The sequence below is a fragment of the Ascidiaceihabitans sp. genome, from assembly GCF_039986515.1.
In the GTDB taxonomy this organism is placed as follows: domain Bacteria; phylum Pseudomonadota; class Alphaproteobacteria; order Rhodobacterales; family Rhodobacteraceae; genus Ascidiaceihabitans.
In genome coordinates this window covers 68,039-82,220 of sequence record NZ_JBDWQO010000015.1, presented here as the reverse complement: position 1 = coordinate 82,220, position 14,182 = coordinate 68,039, and the positions used below count along the sequence as shown (strand labels likewise).

The window sequence follows — 14,182 nt, the reverse complement described above, 5'->3', positions numbered from 1 at the left end:
GCGACATCGGGGGACACAATGGTCACGAACGCTCAGGCTGAACTTTCAGCCGAAGAACTGGCGCAGATCGAACGGAAATACGATACGGAATCTGCGTTTCGGCCGATGGGATCCAAAATGGCGTTTGTCATTTCGGTCCTTTTGGCCGCCATGTCGATTTACCATTTTTACGTTTCCGGTTTCGCGCTGATCCGCGAGCTTTTGCATTACGGCATCCACCTTGCTTTTGTTCTTGGTCTGACGTTTTTGCTGTTTTCGTGGCGGCGCGACATCACGGTGACGGGGCCGCCCAAGGGGTGGTATTATATCGATGGCGTGAATGTTGTTGATATAGCGCTGGCAATTCTTGCGGTCAGTGCTGCGCTTTACCTGCCGCTTATTCCCCCGGCCGAGGCTGCGGCCCGCGCGGGCAACCCCAACGCCATGGACACGTTCATGGGGTCTGTTGTGCTGTTGTTCACGTTGGAAGCGGCCCGACGATCTATCGGGTACACCCTGCCTTTGATTGCGGGGTTCTTCATCCTTTATGCTATTTTCGGCCAATCCGCGCCCGGCATTTTGAAACACGGTGGCGTGCATTGGCAGGGCTTTGTGGATGGGATTTACGGCACGCAAGGCATCTATGGCATCGCCATCGGAGCCATGGCGAAATACGTGTTTTTGTTCATTCTGTTTGGGGTTCTGGCCGCGCGTATCGGCCTTGGCCAGCTGTTCATTGATCTCGCGACTGTTGCGGCTGGTCGCTATTCTGGCGGGCCTGCAAAGGTCGCGATTTGCTCGTCGGCCTTTATGGGCTCGATCTCTGGGTCATCGATCGCCAACACCGTGACGACGGGTGCGTTGACCATTCCGGCGATGAAAAAGGTCGGCTATCCACCGCATTTCGCAGGCGCGGTCGAGGCCACGGCATCGACGGGTGGGCAGATCACGCCGCCTGTTATGGGCGCGGCTGCTTTCATCATGGTCGACTTTTTGAACATTCCGCTGCGCGACGTTCTGGCGGCGGCGCTGTTTCCGGCTTTGCTGCACTACTTCGGAATTTTTGTGATGGTGCATCTTGAGGCAAAGAAACTTGGCCTGCGCGGTCTAAGCCCGGAAGAAATGCCGATTTTCCTGAAGGTTCTGAAAGCCAACTGGCTGTCAGCGGCCCCTTTGATCGTACTTGTTTATATGATCCTGACGGGCTGGACGCCGGATTATGCCGCTGTTTACGCCATCATTTCCTGTGTTGTTGTCGGGTTCTTGAAACCCAACGACCGCATGACGTTGCCCGGGCTGTTTGACGCGCTGGCATCAGGCGCTCGGGGCACAATTGCCATTGGTGCTGCTGCGGCGTGTGTGGGCATCATTGTGGGGGTCATCACCCTGACAGGTACTGGTTTTCGCGTAGGCCACATCGTGATCACCACGGCCAACGATATGGCTGGTTTCTTTGCGGCGCTGCCTTTGTTCAACTACTTCGATCTGTCACAGTGGGCGCTGTTTTTCTCGCTGTTGCTGGTGGCTGTCGCGTGCATTGTGATGGGGGCAGGTGTGCCGACCACGGCGACCTACATCATCCTTGTGTCGGTGACGGGCGGTGCGTTTGCGGCCCTTGGGGTTGAGCCGCTGGTGGCGCATTTCTTTGTCTTTTATTACGGCGTTTTGGCTGACATCACGCCGCCTGTGGCCTTGGCAGCTTACGCGGCGGCAGGCATTTCGGGGTCGAACCCGTTCAAGACAGGCAACACGGCGTTTCGTCTTGGCATTGCCAAAGCGCTTGTGCCATTTGTCTTTGTCTATTCGCCTGCTTTGTTGCTGGTGGCAGAGGGCTTTACGTGGGGCGCGTTTACCGTGACCTTGGCGGGGGCGATGATGGGCATCGGCGGGCTGGGGATCGCGTTTTCGGGGTACATGCTGACGCATCTGAAAACGTGGGAACGCTGGTATGTGGCGATTGTGTCCTTCCTGTTTATTGCGCCGGGTTTGCTTTCGATGGCGATTGGTCTGGGGCTGTTGGCACCGATTTTGTTGATGCAATTGGCGCGGCGTAAAACTGCGGCTTGATTAGGCTGAACATGAATGAAAGGCCGCCCCATTCGGGGTGGCCTTTTGCGTTTTCTGGGCGCCAGTGAGGTTCGGCAAACAACTTGCGGAAATTATTTACTAGACCGTTAGCGCTAACAAATGTATGTGACCTGCAACAACGCGGAGGATTCCCATGACCCTGAATGCCACGATCAATGACGTCACCCAGCGGATCATCGAGCGGTCCAAACCTGCGCGTGATGCCTATTTGATGCGGATGCGCAAAGCCGCAGAAGAGGGGCCGCGTCGCGCACATCTAAGCTGTGGCAACCAAGCCCACGCCTACGCCGCGATGGGCGCGGAAAAGGCGCCGCTGGTTGCAGAAAACGCGCCAAACATCGGTATCGTGACCGCCTACAACGACATGCTGTCCGCGCATCAACCGTTTCAACGCTTTCCCGACATGATCAAACAAACCGCGCTGGCCAACGGTGGCACCGCGCAGGTCGCAGGCGGTGTTCCCGCCATGTGTGACGGCGTGACCCAAGGGCAAGTGGGCATGGAATTGTCGCTGTTTTCGCGGGACGTCATCGCGCTAAGCGCCGGCGTCGCCCTCAGCCACAATGTCTTTGACAGCTCCGTCTATCTTGGTGTGTGCGACAAGATCGTGCCGGGTCTCATTATCGCGGCCGCCACCTTCGGCTATATCCCCGCGCTGTTCCTGCCTGCGGGGCCGATGCCATCCGGCCTGCCAAACGACGAAAAGGCCAAAGTGCGCCAACAGCACGCCACAGGTGAAGTGGGACGCGACAAGCTGATGGCCGCCGAAATGGCCAGCTACCATGGCCCCGGCACCTGCACATTTTACGGCACGGCGAACAGCAACCAGATGTTGATGGAGTTTATGGGATTGCACCTGCCCGGCGCGTCCTTTGTGAACCCCGACACCGATCTACGCGACGCGCTGACCCATGCAGGTGCAAAACGGGCGCTGGAAATTACCAATCTCGGCAATGATTACCGTCCGGTTTGTGACATTCTGGATGAGCGGACCTTTGTCAACGGCTTGGTCGGATTGATGGCGACAGGCGGGTCCACGAACCTTGTGATCCACATTTTGGCGATGGCGCGCGCCGCTGGCGTGATCCTTGATTTGCAGGACCTGTCGGACATTTCCGATGCGACGCCACTGATGGCGCGGGTGTATCCGAACGGGTTGGCCGATGTGAACCATTTCCATGCGGCAGGCGGGCTTGGCTATGTGATCGGCGACCTTCTGGATGAGGGTTTGTTGCATCCTGACACGGTGACGGTGATGGGGAACGGCTTGCAGGATTATTCCAAAGCGCCTGTGCTGAAAGACGGCGCAGTGACATGGGCAGACGAGCCGCGCGTGTCCCACAACGACCGCATTTTGCGCCCTGCGTCTGATCCGTTTGCGCCGCAAGGCGGATTGAAAAAGCTGGAAGGCAATATGGGGCGTGGCATGATCAAGATCTCAGCCGTGAAGCCCGAGCATCACGTGATCGAAGCCCCTGCGCGGGTTTTTCACGACCAGCTTGAGGTCAAAGCTGCGTTTCAGGCAGGTGAGTTGACCCAAGACACAGTGATCGTTGTGCGGTTCCAAGGTCCGAAAGCCAACGGAATGCCCGAACTGCACGCGCTGAACCCGTTGATGGCGGTGATGCAGGATCGTGGTTTGAAAGTGGCCTTGGTCACGGACGGGCGCATGTCCGGAGCTTCTGGCAAAGTGCCTGCTGCTTTGCACCTGTGCCCCGAGGCGCTGGACGGTGGTTTGATCGCCAAAATTCAGGACGGTGATATGATCCGGTTGGACGCTCAGGCGGGAACGCTTGCCGTGTTGACCGAAGGCGTCGAAAACCGCGCCCCAGCCACGCCAAATCTGGATGACAATGGCCATGGTGTGGGCCGCGAATTGTTTGCTATGTTCCGCCAAACGGTTGGTGGATGTGACACCGGCGCTGCTGTTGTTGTTTAAGGAGACCATAAAATGACCCCTCAAGATGCAAGCGCCGCCGCGCTGAAAATATGCCGAATGGCCCCGATTGTGCCTGTATTGGTGGTAGACGATGCCAAGGATGCCGCACCGTTGGCGCAAGCGTTGGTGGCAGGCGGCTTGCCTGCATTAGAGGTGACATTGCGGACCCCTGCCGCGCTTGAGGTGATCCGTGAAATGGCGTCTGTCGCGGGCGGGGTTGTCGGTGCTGGTACGCTTTTGACACCTGCTGATGTGCTTGCAGCAAAAGATGCGGGGGCGACGTTTGGCGTGTCCCCAGGTGCGACAGACCGGCTGTTGGATGCATGTGAGGATGCAGGTTTGCCGCTTCTTCCCGGTGCCGCAACCGCGTCCGAAGCAATGCGTTTGCTGGAACGCGGGTACAAAATGCTGAAATTCTTCCCTGCCGAAGCGTCTGGCGGTGCACCTGCCCTAAAAGCCATCGGTGCGCCAATCCCACAGGTCAGTTTCTGCCCCACAGGCGGCGTCAGCCCCAGCAATGCAAAAGAGTATCTAAGCTTGCCAAATGTGGTTTGTGCAGGCGGGTCGTGGGTGGCCCCCAAGGATCTTGTCAAAGCAGGCGATTGGGCGGGCATTACCGCATTGGCAAAAGCTGCCGCAGCCCTCTAGCCAAAAATCCGGTCCTGAAACCAGATCAAAGATGGGTAGGCCGCGATCCATATCGACAAAAAGCGGTTCAAGCCGAACAGACATGCATTTGCCATGTGAAACAGGCTTGCGATGATCAAGGCCAAATACAGGCTGGGGACGCTGAGCAGGGTCAGGGGAAACAAGACCTCAAAGCCGATGACCGACCACGACATGGCGCGCAACAAGCCGGTGCGGTGTGCCAATCCGCGCAGGTTTTCCGCCACGGGATATGCAGAGAACGCAAAAACATCTGACAATGCCTGACCGCTGCGCCACTCGGCGTTCATCAACTTGACCCGACCGGAAATGAAATAGGACAGGGTCAATTGCACCGCGAGATAGGCAAAGGCCATGTCCTGCCAAAACGGCGTAGGTGCTGCATGGCTTAGGCCCAGACACAACAGGATCAAGATACCCATCTTGTCGCTGCCGCCGTTGTAGGGCCCTTGAAAGCGGTGCAGCAGAAATACAGCCGTCAGAAACAGCCCAAGCAACGCCCAAGGGGTCACAAGGTCGCCCAAAATCAGCGCACAACAGATGATCCGTACTGCAAAGACGATGCGGTTTTGTGGGCTGTGGACCAGATGTTCCAACGCGCTTTGCAACAGGGCAAGGGCCAGCAGGATTTCAGTCAGGCGTTGGGCGCACTCAAAGCTCATGGTGCGAAGGCTGCGAAGGGCGCAGAAACATAGGTGGTTTCGGTCACGATTGCAGAAGCGTCAGATGCGTCCCCTCTGCTGATGAAGACAAGACGGAATTGCAGCTGTGATGTGGGGCTAAGCGAGGGGGCACCCCGCTGGGCCTGTCGGGTGATGCGTGCGCGGATTTCATCAATGCTGTGGGTGGAAGGGGCCAGCGTCAGACGTTCGGACAGGCTGACCATGAATAGGTCGTCGTTCCAGGCAGGATTCCAGAATAGCTTGCGCAGCATGGTGAACACCGACGTGGTCTGAGGACGCGGATTGTAGGGAACCCAAGAGGAAGTTGGTGTGGGCAGATCGCAAACCATACGCCATTCAACGCGTGGACTTGGTTCTATGGCTTGGAAAAAACGCCATGACGGAATGAGGCAGGGCAACAGCAATGAGAATACGCGCAGCATCGCCTGACATTGGTTCAATTTGTTTAGGATCGCGTTAAAAACGGGCGTGCCACCGCCCGGCTTTGCACAGACACCAAGCGCGTTTAAAAAAATGTGTGGCCCATCAACCAAGCCTGACCTGCGTGCTGACGAGGCACGCAGGCTTCTAAAATTGAACTGCACCGCTTTTCTGTTTCCAGATCACGCCACAGCAGGCCGGATTGATGTATGGCTCAATACGCCGCCACACTAAGTTCTAAAAAAACAGCTGCCTTGATCGGGAACGAAACTTCAAACGCACCCCCCCATTTAGAACCCTCGGAATAAAAGGCCCATTCATTGCAACTGATGTCGAAAACTTTCGCCACGGTGCGTCGACTTAGGTCGAAATAAACCTAGCCATTGTGACGCACCGTGCAGACTACACTTTGATGTTACGAACGGATCGCACCATCGAAACTTACTCGTACCAAAACACCCCTTCGTACCCTTTACTTTTGCGCCCCCGGTCGATCGGTCAAAAATATGACCTTTCGGGTTTGCAGCCTGAACTGGAAATGTTCAGGCATATTACAACTCGGTCTTTCCTTGCGTTGCTTTCCTTGTGCGGCAGTAATTTGCTTTGGTGCGCAAGGATCGTTTCAGCGTGGCTCGACGTCGTGGGTTCACATTACGCAAGGTGCTGTGTGGAATCCTGAAGTCTCAGGCTAAAAAAAACGAAAATTTACGAAATGCGTTTTGTTTCAAGAAGTTGCTTCTGCCTTAAATGCAGAAATTTTGTCCCTAAATGCAAGAAATCGGCCCGAGTGGGGGCCGATTTCACACATTTTTGCCGGTTTTGTCGTTTTACGAAAGCGTATGCGAAAACAACATCAGATGGCGTTAAGGCTGTGGTGGCTGCGGTCCAAAAGGATTTGCCAACCGAAGCCGTCCGCCCCCGGTGCGTGTGGCAAAGGGTTGCGCTGGTTGCAGGGGAGGATAACTGCTGTCATCGCATTCCCCCTGTGCAGCCACCCAAGCGCGGTCTGCGTCTTCGCCTTCAGCCAAAGCATCAATCACCATACGGGCCGCAAGTGGTGCTGCCACGCTTGTTCCGTTCTGATGCACCATGGACCCGCTGCGGGTGCCGGCACCCAGCACGCCGTAGACCACAAGACTGTCATCGCTGCGTGCTGAGGCGTCTGGCCCCATGCGCGTGGGAACAGCAGCCCCCCGCGCCTTGGAACTTGGCCCCGCAGAGGAATAAACAGCCAACTGTCCGTTGCTTTGCGTCAACCCGCCGATCATGATCGGCTCGTCTCCGCAGGCAAAGCCGTTCAAGGTGCCTGCACGCTGGATGGGGCAATCGGACCCTTCGGGATCAACAGGCAACGGTGCTCCGATCTTGTTGAAGCGCACATAGCAGGCGTTGTTGAAATAGGCTTGCCGTGCACCGGTTTTGTAGCCGGGCAAGGTTTCATCACGCTGGATGCGCACCTGAACGGTTTCATCGTCAGGCAGGCAATTGTTTTGAAAGGCCATGGTCCAACGCCCCGACGGGGCCACATGCACGCTGTCTTCGTTTGTGAAGGTCGGGTTGATCGACAAGGTGATCACCCCACGCGCTGTTGGGGCAGGTTCCAACGCATAGGCAAGTTCGGCAATTTGTTCACCGGCCGCGTTGTGCAGCACCTGACTTGATCCCGCCTGCGCATGCACCAGCAAGCTGGTGGACCCGAATGGCGGGGTTACACGCACTGCAACAAAGTTGGGCGGCGGTGTGCTGGCGCTGTAGGGCATCCATGCTTCGACGAAGGTGCCGGTAAAATCATCCGGCATCACGTTCAGATCAAGCGTGATATCATGACCCGCCGGTGCCTGTGCAAAGTTGATCGCGGCATGCACACGCGCCAGATTGGAATTGCCCGCAGGCATGACCATGCGCCGTTGTTCTTCAGGCGTCGATTGCATTTCATGGTCGATGATCCGCGCAATCGTGCTGGTCCCATCACTGGGGCCATTGAAGTTGCCATAGCTGAAGTTCACCACCAAAGGCGCAATCGGTCCACTTGTCGATCCGACGCGAATACGTTTTGCACGCCGTTTGATGAACCGCAGGGCTGACCGCAGGCTTGGGGCCAAACTTGTGCCGGTGGTGTCTTCGCTGACGGCACTTGGAAGCTGGGCCGCGACAATCGGACGGTCTTCACGCGCATCTTCCATCGGATATCCCGCAGCCAGTGACATCACATGTGACCCGTGCGATCTGCGGTACATGGTGGTTGAGAAATACGGGCTTGCGTAGTTGATGCTGCCTGCTGCTGTGTAAAACGCCTCTTCGTCGAGAATCCCTGAAAAGGTGTTCTTGACCATCAAGGCATTGATCTGCTTCGTAAACAGCTTGCGCCCCACGGCCGTGTTCGGCCCGTTGTCGGCATCCATGATATACATCGCCGCCAGCCGGGTTTCGGTCAGCCCTTTTCGAAACAGATTGTGGGCAAAACCGATACCATCATCAATGATGCCGACAGTCACAGTGCCGTCCTCCACCACCGTGATGTTGTTGGCCGCACCTTCGACGAGGTCGGGTTTGCTTGCCGTGGCGGCCGCGTCATCACTGACTTCGTGGCCCAGATTGATGTCGCGCACCCCCAAGCTGTTGCCGGTGGCGTTCAGCGCCTTCAGAGCGTTTGGTTTGGCGAAGATTTTGACAAAGAAATCTGGGTCGCTTTCATCTTCGCCTTCAATAAGATCCTCGACAGGGATCACGGCGTCGCCGTCAAAACTGGACTGCAACACATCTGCAAATCCAACCAATGACATATTGTCGAGCTGCACCAGCGCAGACCACCACTGGTCTTGTGCTGGCGCACCCTGTTGCATGGCCGCCTGCCGCAAACGGTAGTCGGTGCTATAGTCCAGCACATCAGGTGCCGAAACATCTTTCCATTGAAGCTGCATGGCGCTTCCTTTCCGTTTTCAATTCATAAGAAATCATAGGTCCCTCGGGTGGGTGTCTTACGAAGTGATGTCGGTCCATTCCTTTACAGCTTTGCCCCAAAGCCATTGCAACGGTGCTGAATCGGTCAGGTCTGTTGCAGTATCTTCGGTTTGGGATGTCATCCATTTGCCGTCAGTGCCGACCTGATCAGCCACTTGGGCATCATCGGGTGCCGTATACAGTTGATGCCAGTTGAAATCGTCTGCCCCGGCAAAGTTTTCGCCGTTGAAGCTGGCAGAGGTGCGTTGTCCGGTGTCCCCGGTGCAATAGGTGCAGCGTTCCGACACAAAGTCGGCCAGCGTCAAACCAAGGAGTGCGCCGGATACGCTGTCCACAGGGAAATGTACGCCTGCAACGGTGCGGTTGATGGCGACGCGTGCAGCCTGACGCATCAGCATGTCCCCAAAGACACCATCATTGGCGTTGTATTGCGGAGCATTGGAGGCCCGCATCAGCTTCCAGACGGTCCGTGCCAGAATGAAGGCTTCGGTGGCGTGGCCGCTGGGCAATGTGCCATGCGTCGGTGTCGGGATCATCGGCTGCACTTGTGGCGAAAACTCAAGGGGGCGTTTGCACGCCAGCGAATATTTCACGCGCATTTCAACAAAGCGGGCAAGGCGCAGAACCGTGGCCAGCAGTTCAAGGGTATGGGGGGTGCGGCCTGCATCCATGAACCCGATTGAGGCCATGAAGGCCACGGGCGACCCGATTTGCGCCAGAATTTCCGCGCCGCGGTCGGGGCGTAGATCAGCATAGGAAAACAGATAGCTCAGCTGGGTTTGGAACGTGTCCATTGTCGGTTCGGACATGGTGATCAGGGGTTGATACGCGCATGTTGGCGCGTCGCCTGCGTTCGCCGTGGTTTCCATTTGGAACACGCGGGCAACAGCGGGATCGTTGGTGGTGCGCGGGGTTGCTGCAAAACCGATGCGTGATGCCAATTCAAAATCGAAGATGCTGGCACGAACGTCCGCAGACAGGCGCGATAGGTTCTTTGCATTTTCGGGGCTTGGGGCCGCGACAGGGAAAGGGGTTGGCAGCGGTGTTCCTGAAATGCCGTCGCGGTTGGTGATCAAAGCATCCGATGTCAGCGGGTTTTGCTGGCCGATGCCCGCAATGCCCGCGATCCCTGCGATGCCTGCAATTCCGGCGATGCCCGCGATACCCGCGATGCCTGCAATGCCCGCGATTCCGGCCTCTGGTCCGCCACCTTCAAAATTTCTCATATTAACGCTCCTTGGTTTGAAATGTGTTGTGTTTGGTTATTCGGGAATACCGATGTCCTTCATGGTGTTTCCCAATTCCTGACCCCACGCATAATCGCGTGTGGGGGAAAGTCTTAGCCAGTCGCTGACCCGTAAATTGGGTTGCAACTTCATCAGCTTTACGCCGGTTTCGCGGGCTTCCTTGACCCGGTTCAGACGCATTTGCGCCACGCCTTTGACGCGTAAAGTTGAGGTGTGGGTGCTGTTGGCACGCAGCGACAGCTCTGCAAGTTCCAGCGCCTTTTCATTTTGGCCTGCCGTTAAATACGCGGTGGCTGTCAGCGACAAAAAGAAGAACTTCAAGGGGTCTAAAGGGGTCAATCGCAGCGAATGTTCTGTGTCGCGTATGGCATCCTGACCTTCGCCGCGAAAGGCAAACATGGTGCCGCGTAAAAGGCGCCCCACAGCGTCGTTGGGGCTGATGTCGAGGGCGCGGTTATAGCGTTCCTCGGCGTCATGCAGCTGGCGCTTCAAATTGGTCAGCACCATGCCTTCAGACACAAGGGCCAACACGTTGTCGGGGTCCAGATCCAGGGCGCGTTTTGTCAGATCCAGGGCGGGTTCCGCTTCGGTTCCGGGATCGGGGGATTGTCCCTGCTGCACACGCAAAACATGCCACCGCGCCATCCATGCGATGGGGGCCGCTTGATTTGGGGCGCGTTCCATCAACGCCTCAAGAAGCACTTTGGCTTTGAAAAAGTCGTCCGGTGACAAGCGGTGCATCAACGCCACGGCGCTCATCAGCAGGGTGTAGCTTTCCAATGTGGGCAAGGGTTGCTGACGCACTTGCATCACCGCGCGGGTGTAAATCGCTTTTTGCACACGCGCCACGATCCATTCAATGATGTCGGGGGCGGAATAGCTTTGATCGACGTCGCAGGTTTCGGCGTCGGCCCACAGGATACGCCCTGTGCTGACCTCTGCCAGCTCTGCGTGGACTTCCAGTTTGCCACCGCGTGCCATGTGGCGGCCGGACAACACATAGTTGGTGCCCAACAGTTTGCCGATTTCGGCCAAAGACGCATCACGCTGTGCAAACTTGGTGCTGGACAGGCGGGAGATGACGTTGATTTCAAGGGATCGCGACAACAAGGAAATGACGTCTTCGGCCAGAACTTCACCCAAAACCGCCGCTTGGGGGTCGGGGTTGCGGGCTTTGAACGGGATAACGGCAATCGTAGGCAGCAAATCTTCGCGATTGACGACAGAAGCTGTACCGGGCGTTTGGGTGCGGTCGAAAATCTTGTAGCACCGCGTGCGTTCTTCGATGTCGGGCAGCACGCAATCGCCAACGTCCAGAATATCGCAATCCAGACCCGCAGTCAGAAACTGTGTCACTTCGCCTGAAATCATGATGTCACCGGCATGGGCCAATGCAGCAAGATGGCGGGCACGGTGGGGGGGCGTATCCTGCGGAAACCCCATATCAATACCGATGCGCAAAGGACGCGAAGCAACGGCAAGCAAAGCAAATGCCGAAGCTGCCATCGCACTTTCGCACGCAATTTCGATCCAATCGAGGCCTTTGGTGGCGATGGTTAGGCCCTGGCCGGCTGCGAACTGCGCCATGTCGGCATGAAAGACCGTAGCGTTGTCAGCTGTTGCACAGGCGATGTGAAGGGTGGCCCCAACATGGCGGGCGAAGGCCAATACAGAAGCCACGGTATCATGTTGTGCGTGTGGCGCTGACGCAAGGGCGGCAACCGCGACTTCTTTTTCAAGCGCACTCAGGCAGTATCCCTTTTTGGGCACCGTGCGCAGAATTTGCCGTGTTTTATCCCCGATGTTGCGTCGGATATCTGCAATACATTGCACAATGCTATCGTCTGTCACGCTTAGACCGGACCAGACTTCGTCGATCAGGGCGTCTTTTGTGACGGTTTCGCCCACATGCGACGCCAGCAGTTTTAGCGTCGCAGCTGATTGTGGGCGCAGCGTGATTTCGACTCCGTTCACATCGCGCAATTTCCCCGATTGACGCTCATAGGTGGCGTCGCCCAAAGACAGCACAATGTGTGACGGGTCCTTGTCCATCATTTTACCTCAGCTCTCCCGACGAAAAGGGATGCTGGTCTGAAAGCCGATATACCGCGTCATACAATTCCTTTTTGGCGCATTTTACGCCTTTGTTGCAGACCAAACGGCCTCACCACCCTGCCGTGTAACGTAATCGGTGTGTATCCTATCGATCAAGCCATTTCTACATACGGTACCTATGGTTGCATGTACGTGCAGAACTTGATCGGTGCGTGTGCCCGAAAGAGGTTTGGGCATTGATCCGAAACCAACTTTGCCGCTAGGATTTGAAGCGCTTGGGGGCAGGGTTCCCTTGCCCAGAAACCACATCCAAAGGGACGCGCAATGAACCAACCAATGATCGCAGCCGCACAATACCGTGGCGACAAAACATTTACATTGGAAAACGTGCCCTTGCCTGTGCCAAAGCCCGGCGAAGTGCCGGTGCGGATCGCGTTTTGTGGGATTTGCGGCACCGACATGCATGTCTATCACGGCAATATGGATGCACGTGTCGGGTTCACGCGCGTTTTGGGACATGAAATGTCGGGTGTCGTTGATGCCGACGGTGAAGGGTTTACCAAAGGACAAAAAGTTGTTGTGCGCCCTTTGGATCATTGTGGTGACTGCCCCGCCTGTCGCGCAGGGCATCAGCATATTTGCCATTCTTTGAAGTTTTTGGGCCTTGATACAGACGGTGCCATGCAAGAAGTCTGGAACGTCCCTGCGCACACGTTGCACATTTTGCCCGACGATATTCGTATGGATCATGCCGCCTTGATCGAACCTGTGGCCGTTGCGTGCCATGACGTGCGCTTGTCCAACTTGCAGGCCGGAGAAGACGTTTTGGTGATTGGTGGCGGTCCCATCGGCGTTCTGGTGGCCATGGTCGCCCGTGATGCAGGCGGGAAGGTTGTGATTTCCGAAGTCAATGCGCACCGTTTGACCATTTTGCAGAAACTGGGTTTTGACACGGTCAATCCCGCTGAAACGGATCTGCAGGCGGACATTATGGCCCGCACTGGCGACAAAGGCGCGGATGTGGTGTTTGAAGTGTCCGGCACCCAACCCGGTGTCGATGCGATGACGGCCTGTGCCGCGACACGCGCACGGATTGTGATGGTGGCCATTCACGCCGCCAAACCCGCCGTGGACATGTTCCAGTTTTTCTGGCGTGAATTGCAGTTGATCGGCGTGCGCGTGTATGAACCCGTGGACTATGAAAAGGCCATCACCATGATCACGTCGGGCGGCGTGGATGCGGATACCGTCATCACCGATGTGGCGCCTTTGGCCGACATCCAGCAGGCGTTCGAAAATCTTGATGCCAGCCCCACAGCCATGAAAAGCCTGATCAAGGTAGGAGCATAACCCATGAGCATTTTGTCTACATTCGACCTGTCTGGAAAAACGGCACTTGTTACGGGCGCAAAGCGCGGTATCGGGCGTGGCATCGCAGAGGCTTTGGCCTCGGCTGGTGCAGACATTGTGGGCGTTTCCGCATCGTTGGAATTGTCAGGCAGCGATGTTGAAAAATCCGTCACCTCTATGGGGCGGTCTTTCAAAGCGTATCAATGCGACTTTTCGGACCGCAGCGCGGTGCGTGGCTTTGCCGCCCAAATCGAAGCCGATAGCATAGAGCCGGACATCCTGATCAACAATGCAGGCACCATTTTGCGCAAACCTGCCGCAGACCATGATGACGCGCTTTGGGACGAAGTGATCGAGGTGAATCTGAACGCCCAGTTTGTGCTGTCACGCGAAATTGGCCGTGGCATGCTGGCGCGAGGCTCCGGCAAGATCATTTTCACAGCCTCGTTGTTGACGTTTCAAGGTGGGATTACCGTGCCAGGGTATGCCGCATCCAAAGGTGGTATCGGGCAATTGACCAAGGCGCTTGCCAATGAATGGGCGGGGCAGGGCGTGAACGTCAATGCCATCGCCCCGGGTTACATCGCCACCGACAATACCCAAGCGCTGCAAGATGATCCTGTGCGCTCAAAGTCTATTCTTGAACGTATTCCTGCGGGCCGTTGGGGCACGCCTGCTGATTTTGGTGGGGCCGCAGTATTTTTGGCATCAGAGGCCGCATCTTATGTGCATGGCACAGTTTTGACCGTCGATGGCGGCTGGATGGGCCGTTAGTGTGATTGGGGGCTCTGCCC

General features: G+C 56.6%; 10 protein-coding genes. 5 read left to right on the top strand and 5 right to left on the bottom strand.

What is annotated here, in order from left to right:
- The first annotated feature begins 18 nt into the window (after positions 1 to 18).
- The 3 genes from ABJL60_RS14955 (at position 19) to eda (ending at position 4,654) form a co-directional block, all read left to right on the top strand.
- Positions 19 to 2,046, top strand: a complete 2,028-nt coding sequence (locus ABJL60_RS14955; protein ID WP_348290017.1) for a TRAP transporter permease — start codon at positions 19 to 21, stop codon at positions 2,044 to 2,046.
- 154 nt (positions 2,047 to 2,200) lie between these two features.
- Positions 2,201 to 4,006 (top strand): phosphogluconate dehydratase, encoded by a 1,806-nt coding sequence (gene edd, locus ABJL60_RS14950; RefSeq protein WP_348290015.1) that lies wholly within the window; start codon positions 2,201 to 2,203, stop codon positions 4,004 to 4,006.
- 12 nt (positions 4,007 to 4,018) lie between these two features.
- Complete coding sequence (eda, locus tag ABJL60_RS14945; RefSeq protein ID WP_348374458.1) at positions 4,019 to 4,654, top strand: bifunctional 4-hydroxy-2-oxoglutarate aldolase/2-dehydro-3-deoxy-phosphogluconate aldolase; 636 nt, start codon at positions 4,019 to 4,021, stop codon at positions 4,652 to 4,654.
- Here the strand turns inward: eda and ABJL60_RS14940 are convergent.
- The 5 genes from ABJL60_RS14940 to ABJL60_RS14920 form a co-directional block, all read right to left on the bottom strand.
- Positions 4,651 to 5,334: an HTTM domain-containing protein gene (locus ABJL60_RS14940; RefSeq protein WP_348374457.1), complete on the bottom strand. Its 684-nt coding sequence runs from the start codon at positions 5,332 to 5,334 to the stop codon at positions 4,651 to 4,653. The genes eda and ABJL60_RS14940 overlap by 4 nt on opposite strands.
- The gene (locus ABJL60_RS14935) at positions 5,331 to 5,777 is read right to left on the bottom strand and encodes a hypothetical protein (RefSeq protein WP_348374456.1); all 447 of its coding nucleotides are present in this window, start codon (positions 5,775 to 5,777) and stop codon (positions 5,331 to 5,333) included. Before ABJL60_RS14935 ends, ABJL60_RS14940 begins: the two co-directional genes overlap by 4 nt.
- 861 nt (positions 5,778 to 6,638) lie before the next feature.
- Entirely contained in the window at positions 6,639 to 8,696 is a 2,058-nt protein-coding gene (locus tag ABJL60_RS14930; protein ID WP_348374455.1) for a S8 family serine peptidase, read from the bottom strand.
- Between the two features lie 57 nt (positions 8,697 to 8,753).
- Complete coding sequence (locus tag ABJL60_RS14925) at positions 8,754 to 9,962, bottom strand: phosphatase PAP2 family protein (RefSeq protein WP_348374454.1); 1,209 nt, start codon at positions 9,960 to 9,962, stop codon at positions 8,754 to 8,756.
- A gap of 36 nt (positions 9,963 to 9,998) precedes the next feature.
- Complete coding sequence (locus tag ABJL60_RS14920) at positions 9,999 to 12,038, bottom strand: winged helix-turn-helix domain-containing protein (RefSeq protein ID WP_348374453.1); 2,040 nt, start codon at positions 12,036 to 12,038, stop codon at positions 9,999 to 10,001.
- Positions 12,039 to 12,362: 324 nt separating this feature from the next.
- Between ABJL60_RS14920 and ABJL60_RS14915 the strand changes: the two genes are divergently transcribed.
- Together ABJL60_RS14915 and ABJL60_RS14910 are read left to right on the top strand one after the other, a co-directional pair.
- The gene (locus ABJL60_RS14915; protein WP_348374452.1) at positions 12,363 to 13,388 is read left to right on the top strand and encodes an alcohol dehydrogenase catalytic domain-containing protein; all 1,026 of its coding nucleotides are present in this window, start codon (positions 12,363 to 12,365) and stop codon (positions 13,386 to 13,388) included.
- A 9-nt stretch (positions 13,389 to 13,397) separates the two neighbouring features.
- A complete protein-coding gene (locus ABJL60_RS14910) occupies positions 13,398 to 14,162 on the top strand; it encodes an SDR family oxidoreductase (protein ID WP_348290196.1) in 765 nt (254 codons plus the stop codon).
- The last annotated feature ends 20 nt before the right edge of the window (positions 14,163 to 14,182 follow it).

Coding starts and splice junctions, on each gene's coding strand:
- ABJL60_RS14955 (WP_348290017.1), top strand. CDS start 19: ATGGTCACGAACGCTCAGGCTGAACTTTCAGCCGAAGAACTGGCGCAG.
- ABJL60_RS14935 (WP_348374456.1), bottom strand. CDS start 5,777: ATGCTGCGCGTATTCTCATTGCTGTTGCCCTGCCTCATTCCGTCATGG.
- ABJL60_RS14940 (WP_348374457.1), bottom strand. CDS start 5,334: ATGAGCTTTGAGTGCGCCCAACGCCTGACTGAAATCCTGCTGGCCCTT.
- ABJL60_RS14920 (WP_348374453.1), bottom strand. CDS start 12,038: ATGATGGACAAGGACCCGTCACACATTGTGCTGTCTTTGGGCGACGCC.
- ABJL60_RS14925 (WP_348374454.1), bottom strand. CDS start 9,962: ATGAGAAATTTTGAAGGTGGCGGACCAGAGGCCGGAATCGCGGGCATT.
- ABJL60_RS14930 (WP_348374455.1), bottom strand. CDS start 8,696: ATGCAGCTTCAATGGAAAGATGTTTCGGCACCTGATGTGCTGGACTAT.
- edd (WP_348290015.1), top strand. CDS start 2,201: ATGACCCTGAATGCCACGATCAATGACGTCACCCAGCGGATCATCGAG.
- eda (WP_348374458.1), top strand. CDS start 4,019: ATGACCCCTCAAGATGCAAGCGCCGCCGCGCTGAAAATATGCCGAATG.
- ABJL60_RS14915 (WP_348374452.1), top strand. CDS start 12,363: ATGAACCAACCAATGATCGCAGCCGCACAATACCGTGGCGACAAAACA.